Annotated in this window: 17 protein-coding genes; 11 read left to right on the top strand and 6 right to left on the bottom strand. The window is 60.8% G+C overall.

The features are described from left to right. Nucleotides 1–64 precede the first annotated feature (64 nt). From Q1A34_RS09805 to Q1A34_RS09830, 6 genes are all read left to right on the top strand, one after another. Entirely contained in the window at nucleotides 65–1513 is a 1449-nt protein-coding gene (locus Q1A34_RS09805) for an FAD-linked oxidase C-terminal domain-containing protein (RefSeq protein WP_300033421.1), read from the top strand. A gap of 37 nt (nucleotides 1514–1550) precedes the next feature. After that, nucleotides 1551–2696: an FAD-binding protein gene (locus Q1A34_RS09810; protein WP_300033422.1), complete on the top strand. Its 1146-nt coding sequence runs from the start codon at nucleotides 1551–1553 to the stop codon at nucleotides 2694–2696. Beyond that, nucleotides 2696–4018, top strand: a complete 1323-nt coding sequence (gene glcF, locus Q1A34_RS09815; RefSeq protein ID WP_300033423.1) for a glycolate oxidase subunit GlcF — start codon at nucleotides 2696–2698, stop codon at nucleotides 4016–4018. Before Q1A34_RS09810 ends, glcF begins: the two co-directional genes overlap by 1 nt. A gap of 108 nt (nucleotides 4019–4126) precedes the next feature. After that, nucleotides 4127–4945: a trypsin-like serine protease gene (locus Q1A34_RS09820; protein WP_300033424.1), complete on the top strand. Its 819-nt coding sequence runs from the start codon at nucleotides 4127–4129 to the stop codon at nucleotides 4943–4945. 4 nt (nucleotides 4946–4949) lie between these two features. Then, a complete protein-coding gene (locus Q1A34_RS09825) occupies nucleotides 4950–5786 on the top strand; it encodes a trypsin-like serine protease (RefSeq protein WP_300033425.1) in 837 nt (278 codons plus the stop codon). A 128-nt stretch (nucleotides 5787–5914) separates the two neighbouring features. After that, nucleotides 5915–6382 (top strand): Hsp20 family protein, encoded by a 468-nt coding sequence (locus Q1A34_RS09830; RefSeq protein ID WP_300033426.1) that lies wholly within the window; start codon nucleotides 5915–5917, stop codon nucleotides 6380–6382. A 61-nt stretch (nucleotides 6383–6443) separates the two neighbouring features. Here the strand turns inward: Q1A34_RS09830 and Q1A34_RS09835 are convergent, their stop codons facing one another. Further along, nucleotides 6444–7037, bottom strand: coding sequence for a TetR/AcrR family transcriptional regulator (locus Q1A34_RS09835; protein WP_366942823.1), 594 nt, complete (start codon nucleotides 7035–7037; stop codon nucleotides 6444–6446). 71 nt (nucleotides 7038–7108) lie between these two features. Between Q1A34_RS09835 and Q1A34_RS09840 the strand changes: the two genes are divergently transcribed. Beyond that, on the top strand, nucleotides 7109–7738 hold the full coding sequence (locus Q1A34_RS09840; protein ID WP_300033428.1) for an NAD(P)-dependent oxidoreductase: 630 nt from the start codon (nucleotides 7109–7111) through the stop codon (nucleotides 7736–7738). On the opposite strand, the gene Q1A34_RS09845 is transcribed toward Q1A34_RS09840, so the two are convergent. The 4 genes from Q1A34_RS09845 to Q1A34_RS09860 form a co-directional block, all read right to left on the bottom strand. Then, on the bottom strand, nucleotides 7731–8345 hold the full coding sequence (locus Q1A34_RS09845) for a TetR/AcrR family transcriptional regulator (protein WP_300033429.1): 615 nt from the start codon (nucleotides 8343–8345) through the stop codon (nucleotides 7731–7733). The genes Q1A34_RS09840 and Q1A34_RS09845 overlap by 8 nt on opposite strands. A 33-nt stretch (nucleotides 8346–8378) precedes the next feature. After that, nucleotides 8379–9185: a DUF2145 domain-containing protein gene (locus Q1A34_RS09850; protein WP_300033430.1), complete on the bottom strand. Its 807-nt coding sequence runs from the start codon at nucleotides 9183–9185 to the stop codon at nucleotides 8379–8381. 25 nt (nucleotides 9186–9210) lie between these two features. Continuing rightward, nucleotides 9211–9537: a hypothetical protein gene (locus tag Q1A34_RS09855; RefSeq protein ID WP_300033431.1), complete on the bottom strand. Its 327-nt coding sequence runs from the start codon at nucleotides 9535–9537 to the stop codon at nucleotides 9211–9213. Between the two features lie 188 nt (nucleotides 9538–9725). Next, a complete protein-coding gene (locus Q1A34_RS09860) occupies nucleotides 9726–11204 on the bottom strand; it encodes an NAD-dependent succinate-semialdehyde dehydrogenase (RefSeq protein WP_300033432.1) in 1479 nt (492 codons plus the stop codon). Between the two features lie 83 nt (nucleotides 11205–11287). On the opposite strand from Q1A34_RS09860, the gene Q1A34_RS09865 reads away from it, so the two are divergent. Then, nucleotides 11288–12082 (top strand): alpha/beta hydrolase, encoded by a 795-nt coding sequence (locus Q1A34_RS09865; RefSeq protein ID WP_300033433.1) that lies wholly within the window; start codon nucleotides 11288–11290, stop codon nucleotides 12080–12082. 114 nt (nucleotides 12083–12196) lie between these two features. Further along, on the top strand, nucleotides 12197–13420 hold the full coding sequence (locus Q1A34_RS09870; protein ID WP_300033434.1) for an aminopeptidase P family protein: 1224 nt from the start codon (nucleotides 12197–12199) through the stop codon (nucleotides 13418–13420). A gap of 63 nt (nucleotides 13421–13483) precedes the next feature. Here Q1A34_RS09870 and Q1A34_RS09875 read toward each other — a convergent pair whose 3' ends face one another. Continuing rightward, nucleotides 13484–13912 carry an organic hydroperoxide resistance protein gene (locus Q1A34_RS09875; RefSeq protein WP_300033435.1) on the bottom strand — a complete coding sequence of 143 codons (429 nt, stop codon included), beginning with the start codon at nucleotides 13910–13912 and terminating at the stop codon, nucleotides 13484–13486. Nucleotides 13913–14010: 98 nt separating this feature from the next. On the opposite strand from Q1A34_RS09875, the gene Q1A34_RS09880 reads away from it, so the two are divergent. Together Q1A34_RS09880 and Q1A34_RS09885 are read left to right on the top strand one after the other, a co-directional pair. Beyond that, complete coding sequence (locus tag Q1A34_RS09880; RefSeq protein ID WP_300033436.1) at nucleotides 14011–14481, top strand: MarR family transcriptional regulator; 471 nt, start codon at nucleotides 14011–14013, stop codon at nucleotides 14479–14481. A 116-nt stretch (nucleotides 14482–14597) separates the two neighbouring features. Next, a complete protein-coding gene (locus Q1A34_RS09885) occupies nucleotides 14598–14864 on the top strand; it encodes a hypothetical protein (RefSeq protein ID WP_300033437.1) in 267 nt (88 codons plus the stop codon). Nucleotides 14865–14868: the final 4 nt, after the last annotated feature.

Consider the following 14868-nt stretch of genomic DNA (forward strand, 5'->3'; position numbering starts at 1 on the left):
GGTCGGATAAATCTTGCCAATAGGTGAAATTGGTAATATTAGTTTACCAAACGGAGGAGTGACCATGGAAATGCCGATTCCCGATCCCGCGATTCTGGCGCGTAAATCCCGCGTTGTGGAGCGGCTGAGTGCTGTTCTGCCGCGCGATGCCGTGATCTCTGATCTGTCCGAGACGCGCGCCTATGAGTGCGACGCGCTGACGGCTTATCGCTGCCCGCCGATGGTCGCTGTGCTGCCATCGAGCACCGCCGAGGTTTCGGATGTGCTGCGGATCTGCCATGAAGAGGGCGTTCCTGTTGTCCCGCGCGGCTCGGGCACCTCGCTTGCGGGGGGTGCGCTGCCGACGGCGGATTCGGTGATCCTGGGTGTGGCGCGTATGAATGACGTGCTGGAGACGGACTATCCCAACCGCACGATTCGCGTGCAGACCGGCCGCACCAATCTGAGCGTGACCGGCGCGGTCGAGGAGAACGGCTTTTTCTATGCGCCCGATCCAAGCAGCCAGCTGGCCTGTGCCATCGCCGGTAATATCGCGATGAATTCAGGTGGGGCGCATTGTCTGAAATACGGCGTGACGACGAACAACCTGATGGGCGTCACGATGGTTATGATGGATGGCGAGGTCGTGGAAATCGGCGGCGCGCATATGGACAGCGGCGGGCTCGATCTGCTGGGTCTGATCTGTGGCTCCGAAGGCCAGCTGGGCGTGGTCACCGAGGCGACACTGCGCATTCTGCCCAAGCCCGAAGGCGCGCGGCCCGTGCTGATGGGATTTGACGACAATGAGGTGGCGGGCGCCTGCGTCAGCGACATCATCAAGGCGGGCGTGCTGCCAGTGGCCATCGAATTCATGGACCGGCCCTGTATCGAGGCGACCGAAGCCTTTGCCCAGGCCGGATACCCGATGTGCGAAGCGCTGCTGATCGTCGAGGTAGAAGGGTCGGAGGCCGAGATCGACCACCAGCTGGCGCTGATCATGGAGATCGCCCGGCGGCACAACCCTGTTGAGCTGCGCGAGAGCAAATCAGCTGATGAAAGCGCGCGCATCTGGCTGGGCCGCAAGTCGGCCTTTGGCGCCATGGGACAGATCAACGACTATATGTGTCTCGACGGCACCATCCCGGTGAGCGAGCTGCCCTTTGTGCTGCGCCGTATCGGCGAGATGTCTGAAAAGTTCGGCCTGAAAGTGGGCAACGTGTTCCACGCAGGCGATGGCAATATGCACCCGCTGATCCTCTTTGATGCGAACAAACCCGGTGATCTGGAGCTTTGTGAAGAGTTCGGTGCCGAGATCCTCAAGCTCTGCGTCGAGGCAGGTGGCTGTCTGACAGGAGAGCACGGCGTGGGCATCGAAAAGCGTGATCTGATGAATTATCAGTACGCGCCCGAGGATCTGGAAGCACAGATGGCGGTCAAGGATGTGTTTGACCCGCAGTGGCTGCTGAACCCGGCCAAGGTGTTCCCGCTTGCCTCGTCCGAGGCCAGACGCGCCCTGTCTGTCGCCGCAGAATAACCCGGCCGCCCCCACGTCAGAGCAGATTGGATACCCTATGAGACCCGACAGCGAAGCGGCCCTGGCCGAAATGATCAGATCAGCCGATGGCCCGCTGGCCATCCGGGGCGGCGGCACGCGCGGCTTTTCCACCGGCGGCACCGTTCTGGAAACCGGCGGGTTGTCGGGTGTGTCGCTCTATGAGCCCGGCGCGCTGACCCTGGTTGCCGGTGCGGGGACCCCCCTGTCAGAGATCGAGGCCGTTCTTGCCGCCGAAAACCAGCGGCTGGCCTTTGAGCCGATGGACCACCGTGGAGTGATGGGCACAACCGGTGAGCCGACCCTGGGCGGGGTGATGGCCGCAAATGTCAGCGGCCCGCGCCGCATCCAGGGCGGTGCGGCACGGGATTATGCGCTGGGTGTCCGGTTTGTGGATGGCGCGGGTACAATCGTCAGCAACGGTGGCCGCGTGATGAAGAACGTCACCGGCTATGACCTGGTCAAACTGATGTGCGGCGCATACGGCACACTGGGCGTGCTGACGGAGGTTTCGCTCAAGGTGCTGCCGGTTCCGGAGACAAGCGGTACGCTGATGCTGCGCGACCTGACAGCGCAGGACGCCGTAGAAGTGATGTCCCGGGCGCTGGGATCGCCCTGGGAGATTACCGGTGCGTCGCATTGCGCCAAAATCATTGACGACAGGCCGGTAACAGCCCTGCGGGTCGAAGGCTTTGAGGACTCTGTGAACTACCGTCTGCAGCAGCTGAAAACACTTTTTGCCGACCGGGGAGTGGATATGGAGATCGCGCCGCAGGACATGTCGGACTGGTTCTGGGACGGTGTGCGCAACGCCGGTAAATTCTCGGAGGCTGAGGGGGACGTATGGCGGGTGTCGTGCAAACCGTCAGACGGGCCGGGCCTTGATGCCGCTGCAGGGGCAGAGGAGTGTTTTACCGACTGGGGCGGCGGGCTGATCTGGTTCCGCATGGCGCCGGGTACAGACCTGCGTGCCCGTCTGGGTTCATTTGACGGCCATGCAACACTGGTGCGCGCCTCTGAAGAGACGCGGGCAACACCGGGTGTGTTCCAGCCGGAGGCCCCGGGCGTTGCACGCCTGAGTGCGGGCCTGCGGGCGCGGTTTGATCCGCGCGGCATACTGAACAGAGGTCTGATGGGGCCGGTGATGGCAGGGGAGCCGGCATAATGCAGACAACTTTCACACCCGAACAGCTGCGCGACCCGGCGACAGAGCGCAGCAACGAGATCCTGCGCGCCTGTGTGCACTGTGGTTTCTGCACCGCGACCTGCCCGACCTATCAGGTGCTGGGCGATGAACTCGACAGCCCGCGCGGGCGGATTTACCTGATCAAGGACATGCTGGAGAACGACCGGGACCCGGATGCGAAAACGGTAAAACACATCGACCGCTGCCTCAGTTGTCTGGCCTGTATGACCACCTGCCCGTCGGGGGTGCATTATATGCATCTTGTTGATCATGCGCGGGAATATATCGAGCAGCGCTATAAGCGCCCGTTCAGTGACCGCGCACTGCGCTGGATCCTGGCGCGTATTCTGCCCTATCCTATGCGGTTTCGTGTGGCGCTGCTGGGCGCTAAAATCGGCCGGCCGTTTGCCCGGCTGATGCCCGATGCGCGGCTGCGCGCGATGCTGGAGATGGCCCCGAAAACCATCCCCCCGGTGAGCCGTAACGATGATCCGCAGACCTTTGCACCCACCGCGCCGCGCAAAAAGCGTGTGGCGCTGATGACGGGCTGTGCACAAAAAGCGCTGAACACCGATATCAACGACGCCACGATCCGTCTGCTGACCAGGCTGGGCTGCGAGGTTGTGGTGGCCAAGGGGGCGGGCTGTTGCGGAGCGCTGACCCATCACATGGGCAAGGCCGACGAAAGCCACGCGACGGCGGCGAAAAACATCCGCGCCTGGGCTGCGGAAATGGACGGGGGCGGGCTGGATGCCATTGTGATCAACACCTCGGGCTGCGGCACGACGGTCAAGGATTATGGTCATATGTTCCGCAATGACGCACTGGCCGGAGATGCGGCGCGTGTATCTGCCGCTGCGATGGATATATCCGAGCTGCTGATGACGCTGGATGTGCCGGAAGGGCAGGACAGGGAAGTGGTCGTGGCCTATCACGCGGCCTGCTCGCTGCAGCACGGTCAGAAGATCAAAACCTATCCCAAGGACCTGTTGAAGCGCGCCGGGTTTACGGTGGTTGAGCCGGCGGATTCCCATCTGTGCTGTGGTTCTGCCGGGACGTACAATCTGATGCAGCCCGAGATATCGGGTCAGCTCAAGGCACGCAAAGTACGCACGCTGGAGGCGCGCAATCCCGATATTATCGCTGCGGGCAACATCGGATGCATGATGCAGATCGGATCGGCGACTCAGGTGCCCATCGTGCACACGGTCGAATTGCTGGACTGGGCCACGGGCGGGCCGAAACCTCCCGCCATGGTGGAAGGGTTCAACCCAGGGTCTGAGATTCCCCGCCTTCGTTAAGAAAACAGCGACGGTCCGTTAACCATAAAGGGGGTAATCGGACCACCCTGGCCCCATTTTTGCCGCACATCGCAGGTAAGTCTGTCCCCGTTGAAGAGGGATAGTTTTGTGTGGAAATGGGTTTTTCTGGCCGCGGTTGTGGCAGTGGCAACCACCGGCGCAATCGCGCAGGACGGCCGCCTGCGGTCGCTGGATGTGGGAACGGATGCCACGCCCTGGGAGGCGGTTGGCCGTCTGGACATCGGCGGTGCAGGGTTTTGCACGGGCGCGCTGATCGGGCCGGATCTGGTGCTGACGGCGGCGCATTGTCTTTTTGACAAAACGTCCGGTGAGCGCATCAACCACGAGACTGTCGAGTTTCTGGCGGGCTGGCGCAACGGCCGCGCATCCGCCTACCGCAAGGTGCGCCGGGCCGTTGTCCACCCCGATTACAGTTATGCCGAAGAGGTCTCGTCTGCCCGGGTGCGCAACGACGTGGCGCTGCTGGAGCTGGTGCGCCCGATCCGTAACACGACAATCGAGCCATTTGAGACGGCAACCCGTCCCCGCCCGGGCGCGCGGGTGGGTGTTGTCAGCTATGCGCGCAACCGCTCGGAAGCTCCCTCGCTTCAGGAAGTATGCCGGGTTCTGGCGCGCCAGGAAGGCGTGCTTGTGACCTCCTGTACGGTTGATTTCGGGTCATCCGGCGCGCCCATCTTTACCTTTGCGGATGGCAAGGCGCATATCGTATCTGTCGTCTCTGCCAAGGCCGAAATGGACGGTCAGAATGTCTCCCTCGGCACTGCGCTGAGCGGCCCGCTGGCCTATCTGCGCAGTGAGCTGGATGCAGGCAAAGGCGTCTATCAGAAGGTTGCCCCGGTCAGCCGCATCGTGGTGGGCGAGAGCCGCCGTGACACCGGTGCGAAATTTGTCAGGCCGGGGGAGTAATCCGATGATGCGTTCCCTGATCTGCGCGGTCGCGCTGCTGCTGACATCTGTTTCGGGCCAGGAGGCTGCGGCACAGCAGCAAACCACTGACCTGCGGGGCATGGCCGGGGCCAATGACGCGCTGGTCTGGCGCGCTGTGGGCCGACTGGATGCGGACGGGACAGGGTTTTGCACGGCGACACTGATCTCGCCTGAGTATGTTCTGACGGCTGCGCACTGTGTGTACTCCCCGCGCACAGGCGAGGCGCTGAAAGCGGAGGATCTGACCTTCCGGGCCGGTCTGCGGAATGGCCAGGCCGCTGCGGAACGTGGCATCACCCAGATCGAGGCCCATAAAGCCTATGACCCCAAAGACGGCCTGACCGCATCAAACATCCGTCACGACGTGGCACTGCTCCGCCTTGCGCGGCCCATTCCCACACATGAGCTGGACCCCTTTGTACTGCACCAGCGCCGGATCACATCAGGGGCGGTGAGTGTTGTATCCTACGGGCGCGGGCGTTCTGAAATCCCGTCGCGCCAGGACGTCTGCAAACTGTTGCAGGAACACGACGGTATTCTTGTGATGAACTGCAATGTTACCTTTGGCTCTTCGGGCGCGCCGGTCTTTACCCATTCCAACGGGCGCGGACAGATCGTGTCTGTCGTCTCTGGTCTGGGGACGTTCAACGGCCGCAGGGTGTCTTATGGTATGTCCCTGCCATCGGTGGTCGCGGAACTGAAACAGCAGATGCGCGCCAATGCATCCGGCCCGGTGCCGGAACTGCGCCGCGTGACGGTTGGAAACCGCAGATTGTCGGGGGGCGGTGGGGCCAAATTTGTTCGCCCCGGGGGGTCTTGAAAGCCCGAAATCCTTTCCCACATTAGTCCTGTTCCGGGTGCCTGTTGAGGGCCCGGGGGTAACATAACGCCGTGGCGCGTCCCTGATGGGAGCGTCCGGAGATTATCGCTCAGAAAAGAGGATGAACTATGCGTACTTTTGATTTTGCACCACTCTACCGTGCCACCGTTGGCTTTGACCAGATTGCTGACCTGATGGACCGGGTGTTGACCACAGAGGGCACACAGCCCGCCTATCCCCCGTATAACATCGAAAAACTTGACGACGACGCCTATCGTATCTCGATCGCGGTTGCAGGTTTTTCCGACAGTGATCTGTCCGTCGAAGTGCGTGAGAATGCACTGATCGTCGCAGCCCGCAAAGCAGACGAAAACACAGACCGCACCTATCTGCACCGTGGTATCGCGACCCGCGCGTTCGAGCGCCGCTTCCACCTTGCCGATCATGTCAAAGTGACCGGTGCTGCTCATGTGGACGGGATGCTGAACATCGATCTGGAACGCGAAGTGCCCGAAGCGCTGAAGCCACGCCAGATTGCGATTTCGACATCGAAACAGATCGAAAAGGATGTGGTTGACGCAAAAGCCGTCAACTGATCCGATAACCGAAGCTTGACAGGGGGCGTGACCGGCGGGTCGCGCCCCTTTTTCCTGCGCGTCAGACCGTGCGGATCAGCGCGCGTTCTGCGGTTTGCTGCATCACCGCGATATAGCGCTCCTGGGGCCAGGCGCTGTCTTTGCACAGCTGTTCCCAGGTCTGCACAGACAAGAGCGCGTGCAGCAGATCCGTTGCCTCGTCTTCCGCCAGGTCCGGCGTCAGCAGCCCATCCGCAACAAGCGCAGAAACAACCGCCGCACAGCCATGGCGGACAGCGGTCATCCGGTCATCCCAGGCAGCCTTTGCTTCGGCATCGGTGTCCCGCATGGCCTGAAGGGCCCGCGCGACACCCTGTATCTGTGGAATATAGCCGCCCCAGACGCTGATCCACGCGTTCAGCCGGGTGCGCCCGTCGGGTGCGGACCGGCTGGGGCGCAGGCGTTCTTCTATATCGTACACCTCGTCGAGCCAGCGCACTGTGGCCCTGAGCAGTTCTGCGCGGTTGGGAAAGTGCAGATAGAGTGCCTGGCGGCTGATCTTTGCGGCCTTTGCAATATCGGACATGCGAACAGCTGCAGTGCCCTGCGTTTCCAGCAGCGTGCGGGTTGCAGAGAGGATGCGGGTTCGGGTCGGATTCTTTTCACTTGACATCATGTAAAGTTAAACACTATTTACACCGTGTCAACTTGACATGGTGTCAAGCGTGAGTCGCAAAGGAGAAAACTATGAAAGTCATCGTCTTCGGTGCCACGGGCACCCTGGGAAAAATCGTCACCCGCCAGCTGGCACAACAGGGGCATGTGGTGACTGCTTTTGCCCGTAACGCGGAAAATGCCGCCATTGATCTGCCTGCTGTGCGCGGGGTGTCCGGTGACGCGCTGGATGCGCAGGCCGTTGCAAAAGCACTTGAAGGTCATGACGCTGTTGTTGTCACGCTGGGGGCTGGCATGAACAGGCGCAGCCGGATCCGGTCACAGGGCACGCTGAACATCATCCGCGGGATGCAGCAGCACGGTGTCCGCCGACTGATCTGTCAGTCCACGCTCGGGGCGCATGAAAGCTGGGGTAATCTGAATTTCTTCTGGAAGCGGATCATGTTCGGCGCCTTGCTGCGCCCGGTCTTCCAGGATCACGAGTTGCAGGAGCAGCTGGTGCGCGCCAGCGGTCTGGACTGGACCATCGTCCGCCCGTCTGCCTTTGACACAGGGCCTGCGACCGGCGGGTACCGCGAGGGTTTTGCCCCGTCAGAACGCCGGCTGTCACTGAAAATTCCGCTGGGGGATATTGCCGCATTCCTCGCGCGCCAGCTGGCAGAGGCGCAGTACCTGCACCGCGCGGTCGGAATATCTAACTAGGGGCGGTTTCGGGAAAATTGCGAAAGGCGGCGCGGATCAGTGAGCGGATGTAGGCCCGCGCCGAGCCGGGGTCGATCATGGTGATGGAGGGCCGGCAGGCCAGCGAGACGATCCCGTGCACGGACGCCCAGAGCATCAGGTAAAACTCCCGGTGCTGCCGGTCGTCCGGGTCTCCTTCGCCGGCACGGATCAGCATGTTCAGCAGCCCTTCCTGCAGCTCCTGCGTGCGCAGATCCAGCTGCAGGTCGGAATCCCGCTCGAAAAGCATGTACCAGCGGCGGGGTTCGGCCACGGCAAAGTCGAAATAGGCCTCGCCGATGGCATTGATCCGGGCAACCGGGTCGCTCGCTTCTGTGCGGGCCGCGATGCGCAGTTTTTCCGCCAGCCGGTCCGCACACCGGGCATTTACGGCGCGCACCACACCATCCAGATCCCCGAAGGCATTATAGAGCGAGCCCACAGAGATATTCAGCTCTTTGGCCAGCCCCCGTGCATGAAGCGCATCGCCCCCCTGTTCGAGGACGATGCGTTCGGCCAGTTCCGTGGCCTTCTGGCGGATACCCGCGAGGTTGCGGTCGCGCCGCGACATGGGTTTGTCTGTACTCATCGCCACATGTCTTGTGGGATCGTCCCCGCCTTGTCAATTCAGGTATGAGATCGCGCCGCCGGGCCGCTGCCGGTAGATCCCGTCGTCCAGATCATGTGTCTGCATGAACCGGGCGATGGAGCCGAAGGTTGCGGTTGCGACCCTGCCGCTGTGATCTGCGGTGGTCAGCGCAGGCGAGGCCGCCGGTGCCAGGACACGTTTGATACCACCGATTTTTATCGGATGTGGATCAAAGTGCGCTGCGATATTGGCTTTGATCTGCGCAGAGCTGGTGGTGCCATAGAGGCTGGCCATCAGGACATCCAGCGTGTGCTCGGTGCAATTCTGGAATTGCAGCGTGGTGGGGTTGGCGAGCACGGAATAGCTGGGATTGTGCAGCTGGCTGTATGCCGGGCTGGCAATGACGCCCATCAGCTTTTTCTGCAGCCTTTTGTCCGGAATGATGATCCCTGCATTCAGCTCGAAAGCGCCGGCAAAAAAGTCCGCCGGGCTGTCCTGAATGAGGCGGCTTGTGCGCCCGTCTTTGCCCTGCTGATAGAGGTTGTAAACCCGGTAGCCTTTGTAGCTTGTGCCGTCCTCGCGCAGCATCTGCGAATAGACCCAATAGGCGACATGGGTGTATTCAATGCCGTTGGGCAGCGTATCCGGGTCGCGCCCGACGCGTCCGACAATGGCGACATGCGCGCCGCGGACCGCGAGTGTTTCCTGTACCTCGGTGGAAAACCTGACCACTTCATCCTGGTTCAGCATTGGGGTTGTGTCCTGGTTGCTGCCGGCCCGGGTGAGGGTCGGCAGAAGTGTTGTGGCCAGAATGAGTGCGGCACTGACAATACGTTTCATTTGGGGTCTCCCTTTTCTGCTCGGCTTAGTCGAGTGTCGGTGCCGCACCGGGTGCGACGATGATGTTGACGGTCTGCGGCTGGCCGACGCGGCTCAGACCGGCGCCGGTGTCGATGGCGCTTGTCCCGACTTCTTCCAGCGCGGCACCGGTAAGGGCGATGGCCGAGCCGACGGCAACGATCGGTACGGAGGCAACCGTCGCCGCGCCGGACACGACAGCAGTGCCTGCATGACTTGCAGCCTGGCCGCTGTGTTCAACGGCCTGTGCTGAGTGTTGTCCGCTGGGTCCGGCAGCAGCGGCTGTCGCGGTTGCGGCAAGGGCGAGGCCAACGATGGCAGAGCGAATGAACATTGTGTTTCTCCTTTTGTGAACAATGTTCATAACATGTAGAGGCCGCTGACCTGTTCAGCAACAGTTTTGTGAACAAAGTTCACGAAAAATGCAGAAAACTGCCAGATAAGTTGAGTAACTCTTTGTAACCAAACAAAAGAAAAGGGGCCGCGAAACGCGACCCCTTTGTAACATTATGGATGTTCCGGTCAGACGGACATGCAGATGTACTTCATTTCCAGGTAATCCTCGATTCCGTGGTGGCTGCCTTCGCGGCCCAGTCCAGACTGTTTGACACCACCGAATGGACCGACCTCGGTCGAGATGATCCCGGTGTTCACGCCGACGATACCGTATTCCAGCGCCTCTGCCACTTTGTACACACGGCTGAGGTCTTTGGCATAAAAGTAAGACGCGAGACCAAAGATCGTGTCATTCGCCATGGCGATCACCTCATCCTCATCCTCAAACTTAAAGAGCGGGGCGAGCGGACCAAAGGTCTCTTCCTGCGCAACTTTCATGTCCTGGGTCACACCTGTGACCACGGTTGGTTCAAAGAAAGTGCCGCCTTTTTCATGCGCCTTGCCGCCGGTCAGGATCGCGCCGCCATGGGCGACAACGTCGTCCATATGCTCTTTGACCTTGTCCACAGCTTCGGCGTTGATCAGCGGGCCGGTGGTGACACCGTCCTCAAGACCGTCACCAACTTTCAGGTTTTCCACGGCCACTTTCAGCTTTGCGGCAAAGGCATCATAGACCCCAGCCTGCACATAAATACGGTTGGCGCAGACGCAGGTCTGACCGTTGTTACGGAATTTGCACATCATCGCGCCTTCGACAGCGGCATCGAGATCTGCATCATCAAAGACGATGAACGGCGCATTGCCGCCTAGCTCCATGGAGCATTTCATCACCTGGTCGGCGGCCTGTTTGAGCAGGATGCGCCCCACCTCGGTAGAGCCGGTGAAGGTCAGTTTGCGCACTGCCGGGTTCTCGCAGAACTCTTTGCCGATGGCAGAGGCGGAGGACGACGGCACCACGTTGAATACACCGGCGGGAATGCCCGCGCGTTCGGCCAGGACACCCATCACAATCGCGCTGAGCGGTGTTTCCTTGGCGGGACGGGCCACAAAGGAACAGCCAACCGCGAGGGCCGGGGCCGCCTTGCGGGTGATCATCGCATTGGGGAAATTCCAGGGCGTGATCGACGCGGCGACACCAATGGGCTGTTTCAGAACGGTGATACGTTTGTCGGCCTGGTGGCCGGGGATCGTCTCGCCATAGACGCGCTTGGCCTGTTCGCCCATGAATTCGATAAAGCTTGCGCCGTAACCGATCTCGCCCTTGGCTTCGGCAAAGGGTTTGCCCTGCTCGGCGGTCAGGATAGTCGCCAGGTCGTCGGCGTTGTCCATCATCAGGTCATACCATTTGCGCATGATGACGGCGCGTTCCTTGGCCGGGCGCGCGGCCCATGCTTTTTGCGCTTTCTCGGCCTGAGCGATGGCACCGGCAACCTGTGCACGGCTCAGATCGGCAACCTCGGCGATCACGTCGCCGCGTGCCGGGTTTGTGACCGGGAAAGTCCCCTCGTCACCGTCTACCCATTCGCCGCCGATATAGGCGCGCGTCTGGAGCAGGTCGGGATCATTGAGCAGGGATTTCAGGTCGGTGTTTAGAATATCTTTCATTTCGGGTCCTCCGCGAAAATGGCTGTAGCTCTCAAACCAACTCTGAGTATGATTGTCCAGTTCCGAAAAGACAGGTGTAACAAATGAAGCCACTGGACGATGCCTATGCCAATGCCGCCTACATTCCTGGCGCAGACGGCTATCCACCGCGCTGGACTGAAGAAGCCGCAGCATTTCGCGAAGCACTGGGAGACCGGGCTGGAACAGGCATTTCATATGGCAGCAGTACGCGGCAGGTGTTTGATTTCTTCAACGCCGGAGAGGATGCGCAGGGCACAGTGATTTTTGTGCACGGCGGGTATTGGAAAGCCTTTGACCACAGCTTCTGGTCCTGGCTGGCGGCTGGTCCGATGGCGCGTGGGTGGTCTGTTGCCATGCCGGGGTATGATCTGTGCCCGGACGTGCGCATCCGCGATATCACTCGGCAGATCGCCCGCGCCGTGGCGGCCATCGCCGAACGGACCGACGGGCCGGTGACCCTGACAGGGCATTCCGCAGGCGGGCATCTGGTGTCCCGTATGACCGGCCCGGGCGTCCTGCCCACGGCCGTGCGCGAGCGGATTGTGGCCGTGGCACCGATATCCCCGGTGAGCGATCTGGCACCGCTGATGGAGACATCGATTAACGACATTCTGCATCTGGATGCGGATGAGGCGGCGGCGGAAAGCCCGATTTTCATGCCTGTGCCGCCGATGCCCATCGAGGTGTATGTGGGTGCAGCGGAACGGCCTGTGTTTCTGGAAGATGCCGCACAGCTGGCGCGGGTCTGGGGTGCGCCGCAGATTGTTGCGCCGGGGCAGCACCATTTTGATGTCATCGATGCGCTGGCGGACCCTGAAAGCCGTCTGACACGGTTTCTGACGCCTCAGCAGGGTTGATCCGCACGGCGGATCGGGTAAAGGCTGGGGGTGGCTGCAGTCCGATGGCGTCGCGCTGCACATGTGCCTGTATTGTCCTGAACGCCGGGACCTTTCTGAAAAGGAGGGTCTGACATGACCACTCAATCCACATCTGCCCGCCCGGATATGTACCGGTTCCACAATGGGGAAAAATCGCCCCTGCCTTTTGACGTCTCCGAGTATGAAGCCCGGCTGGAAGAACTGCGCGAGAGAATGGAAGCGGCGGGTGTCACAGCGGCTGTTTTCACCTCGATGCATAATATCGCCTATTATTCGGGGTTTCTGTATTGTGCATTCGGGCGGCCCTACGGGCTGGTGGTGACCGAAACGGACTGTGTGACCATCAGTGCGGGTATCGACGCGGGCCAGCCCTGGCGGCGCAGTTTCTGCGACAACATCACCTATACGGACTGGCAGCGGGACAATTTCTGGCGCGCGGTTGCGCATGTGGCCGGGAAAAACCAGATTATCGGCTACGAGGGGGATCACCTTACCCTGATGCAGCGCGACAAACTGGAGGACTTTCTGAACCCGCTGACGATGGTCGATCTTTTTGAGACGACGATGCGGCAGCGCATGCACAAGTCAGAAGCAGAGATCACGCTGATCCGTGCTGGTGCGGCAGTGGCAGACGTGGGTGGTTATGCCATTCGTGATGCCATCCGCCCTGGCGTGCGTGAATTAGACGTTGCCATGGCCGGGCGGGATGCGATGGAGCTGGAAATTGCCGGCCGGTTTCCTGACGCGGAATACCGCGACACCTGGGTGTGGTTCCAGTCTGGACTGAACACCGACGGGGCGCATAACCCGGTGACCGGGCGCGTGCTGGAGCATGGCGACATTCTCAGCCTGAACACCTTCCCGATGATATCGGGCTACTACACCGCGCTGGAGCGGACGCTCTTTGTGGGCGAGGCTGATCCGGCAAGCCTCGCTATCTGGGAGGCAAACGTCGCCGCCCATGAATACGGGATCAGCCTGCTGCGGCCTGGTGTTTCCTGTGCGGATGTCACCGCACAGATCAACGCCTTTCTGGAAGAGCGTGACATGCTGCAATACCGGACCTTTGGCTATGGGCACTCGTTCGGTGTGCTGAGCCATTTCTATGGGCGCGAGGCCGGTCTGGAACTGCGCGAGGATATCGACACGGTGCTGGAGCCCGGCATGGTCATTTCCATGGAGCCGATGCTGACGATTCCGCAGGGCGCGCCAGGTGCCGGGGGATACCGGGAGCACGATATTCTGGTGATCGGTGAAGACGGTAACGAGAACATCACCGGGTATCCCTATGGGCCGGCGTTCAACATCGTCGGATAGCAAAAAAACCCGCCGCAGGTCGTGATGATCTGCGGCGGGAAACCTGGTGCGAAAGCGTATCGGTCAGACCAGTTCTGGTGTGATCGTCAGGCTGCCCTTTGTCGCGTGGCTGTAGGGGCAGACGGCGTGCCCACCCGCAACCAGATCCTGCGCCACATCCCGTTCGACACCGGGCAGGGACACACGGATGGACACATCCAGTCCAAAGCCCGTGTCTTCGCGCGGGCCGATCCCGACGCTGACATTCACGGTCGCATCATCGGGAACGGCGATCTTTTTCTGGCTGGCATAAAATCGCAGCGCCCCGAGGAAACAGGCGGCATAGCCCGTAGCAAAGAGCTGCTCGGGGTTCACCCCCTCGCCACCGCCGCCACCCAGTTCAGTGGGTGTGACAAGCCGCGCGGTGAAGCTGCCATCATCAACGGCTGACGTACCTTCGCGACCGCCACCCGTCGCTGTGGCACTGGTGCGGTAAAGAACTTCTTTGGGCATTGGCGTCTCCTTTTATATCGTAAGCGTTTAGATCGTGTGCGATGTAAATCAGCTGTGCTGATGATGTCAAGCTTGCGATTAAATCGCCCGCGACATAAATGAGTGAAATGACAGAATCCGACACCCAGCCGCAGACCGACCCGATGGAGCAGATGATCTGCTTTGATCTCTATGCGGCTTCGCAGGCCTTTACACGCGCCTACAAACCCCTTCTTGAACCGCTCGGCCTGACCTATCCGCAGTACCTTGTTATGCTGAACCTCTGGGCGCGGGCGCCGCTGACTGTGGGGCATATCGGTCAGTGTGTTGGTCTGGAAAGCAACACACTGACCCCGCTGATTAAAAGGCTGCAGGACGCGGGCCTGGTGACCCGGGAGCGCGACCCGGGGGATGAGCGGCGCGTCAGTGTTGCACTGACAGCAAAAGGTGCGGCACTGGAGCCAAAAGCCGTTCATGTACCGGCGGGTATTCTGGCCGCAACCGGGATGACGCCGAAAGAACTCCTCGCGCTTCAGAAACAGCTTCGGGCTCTGACGCGCGGGATGCAAAGTGCGGTGGGGCAGAAATAACGCTTTCCAGCCACGCGACCTTTTGTCATTCAGGCGTGGAATCGTGGAACAGGGCCATGTAAATTCTGTTTACATGCCTATATCTGTGCACAGCCCCGCGTGTTAAAAGGACAGAAATGTTTGCTCTCGCCAGACTTGTGATTATCGGCTTTGTCGTCCTGTCGGTCGTCTATGTCTGCCTGTCGCTCTATTCGCGTGCGCGGCGGCGCGAAAAGCTTGAGCAGGCGTGGGATGCGGCCAAAGGCCCCGGTGCGCGGGCCCAGTACATCCGCGAGGGTCTTGAGGCCTATGACGGATCTTTGCGCCGCAAACTGATCTGGGGTGTTTACGTGGTGCCATCCCTGACAGTGGCGCTGATCATTTATCTGACGAATTTCGCCTGAAAAG

The sequence above is a fragment of the uncultured Roseobacter sp. genome, from assembly GCF_947491795.1.
GTDB lineage: Bacteria > Pseudomonadota > Alphaproteobacteria > Rhodobacterales > Rhodobacteraceae > Roseobacter.

Excerpts from the sequence above, each read along its gene's own strand:
- Q1A34_RS09805 (WP_300033421.1), top strand. The coding sequence starts at position 65 with ATGGAAATGCCGATTCCCGATCCCGCGATTCTGGCGCGTAAATCCCGC.
- Q1A34_RS09810 (WP_300033422.1), top strand. The coding sequence starts at position 1,551 with ATGAGACCCGACAGCGAAGCGGCCCTGGCCGAAATGATCAGATCAGCC.
- glcF (WP_300033423.1), top strand. The coding sequence starts at position 2,696 with ATGCAGACAACTTTCACACCCGAACAGCTGCGCGACCCGGCGACAGAG.
- Q1A34_RS09825 (WP_300033425.1), top strand. The coding sequence starts at position 4,950 with ATGATGCGTTCCCTGATCTGCGCGGTCGCGCTGCTGCTGACATCTGTT.
- Q1A34_RS09830 (WP_300033426.1), top strand. The coding sequence starts at position 5,915 with ATGCGTACTTTTGATTTTGCACCACTCTACCGTGCCACCGTTGGCTTT.
- Q1A34_RS09835 (WP_366942823.1), bottom strand. The coding sequence starts at position 7,037 with ATGATGTCAAGTGAAAAGAATCCGACCCGAACCCGCATCCTCTCTGCA.
- Q1A34_RS09840 (WP_300033428.1), top strand. The coding sequence starts at position 7,109 with ATGAAAGTCATCGTCTTCGGTGCCACGGGCACCCTGGGAAAAATCGTC.
- Q1A34_RS09845 (WP_300033429.1), bottom strand. The coding sequence starts at position 8,345 with ATGAGTACAGACAAACCCATGTCGCGGCGCGACCGCAACCTCGCGGGT.
- Q1A34_RS09850 (WP_300033430.1), bottom strand. The coding sequence starts at position 9,185 with ATGAAACGTATTGTCAGTGCCGCACTCATTCTGGCCACAACACTTCTG.
- Q1A34_RS09855 (WP_300033431.1), bottom strand. The coding sequence starts at position 9,537 with ATGTTCATTCGCTCTGCCATCGTTGGCCTCGCCCTTGCCGCAACCGCG.
- Q1A34_RS09860 (WP_300033432.1), bottom strand. The coding sequence starts at position 11,204 with ATGAAAGATATTCTAAACACCGACCTGAAATCCCTGCTCAATGATCCC.
- Q1A34_RS09865 (WP_300033433.1), top strand. The coding sequence starts at position 11,288 with ATGAAGCCACTGGACGATGCCTATGCCAATGCCGCCTACATTCCTGGC.
- Q1A34_RS09870 (WP_300033434.1), top strand. The coding sequence starts at position 12,197 with ATGACCACTCAATCCACATCTGCCCGCCCGGATATGTACCGGTTCCAC.
- Q1A34_RS09875 (WP_300033435.1), bottom strand. The coding sequence starts at position 13,912 with ATGCCCAAAGAAGTTCTTTACCGCACCAGTGCCACAGCGACGGGTGGC.
- Q1A34_RS09880 (WP_300033436.1), top strand. The coding sequence starts at position 14,011 with ATGAGTGAAATGACAGAATCCGACACCCAGCCGCAGACCGACCCGATG.
- Q1A34_RS09885 (WP_300033437.1), top strand. The coding sequence starts at position 14,598 with ATGTTTGCTCTCGCCAGACTTGTGATTATCGGCTTTGTCGTCCTGTCG.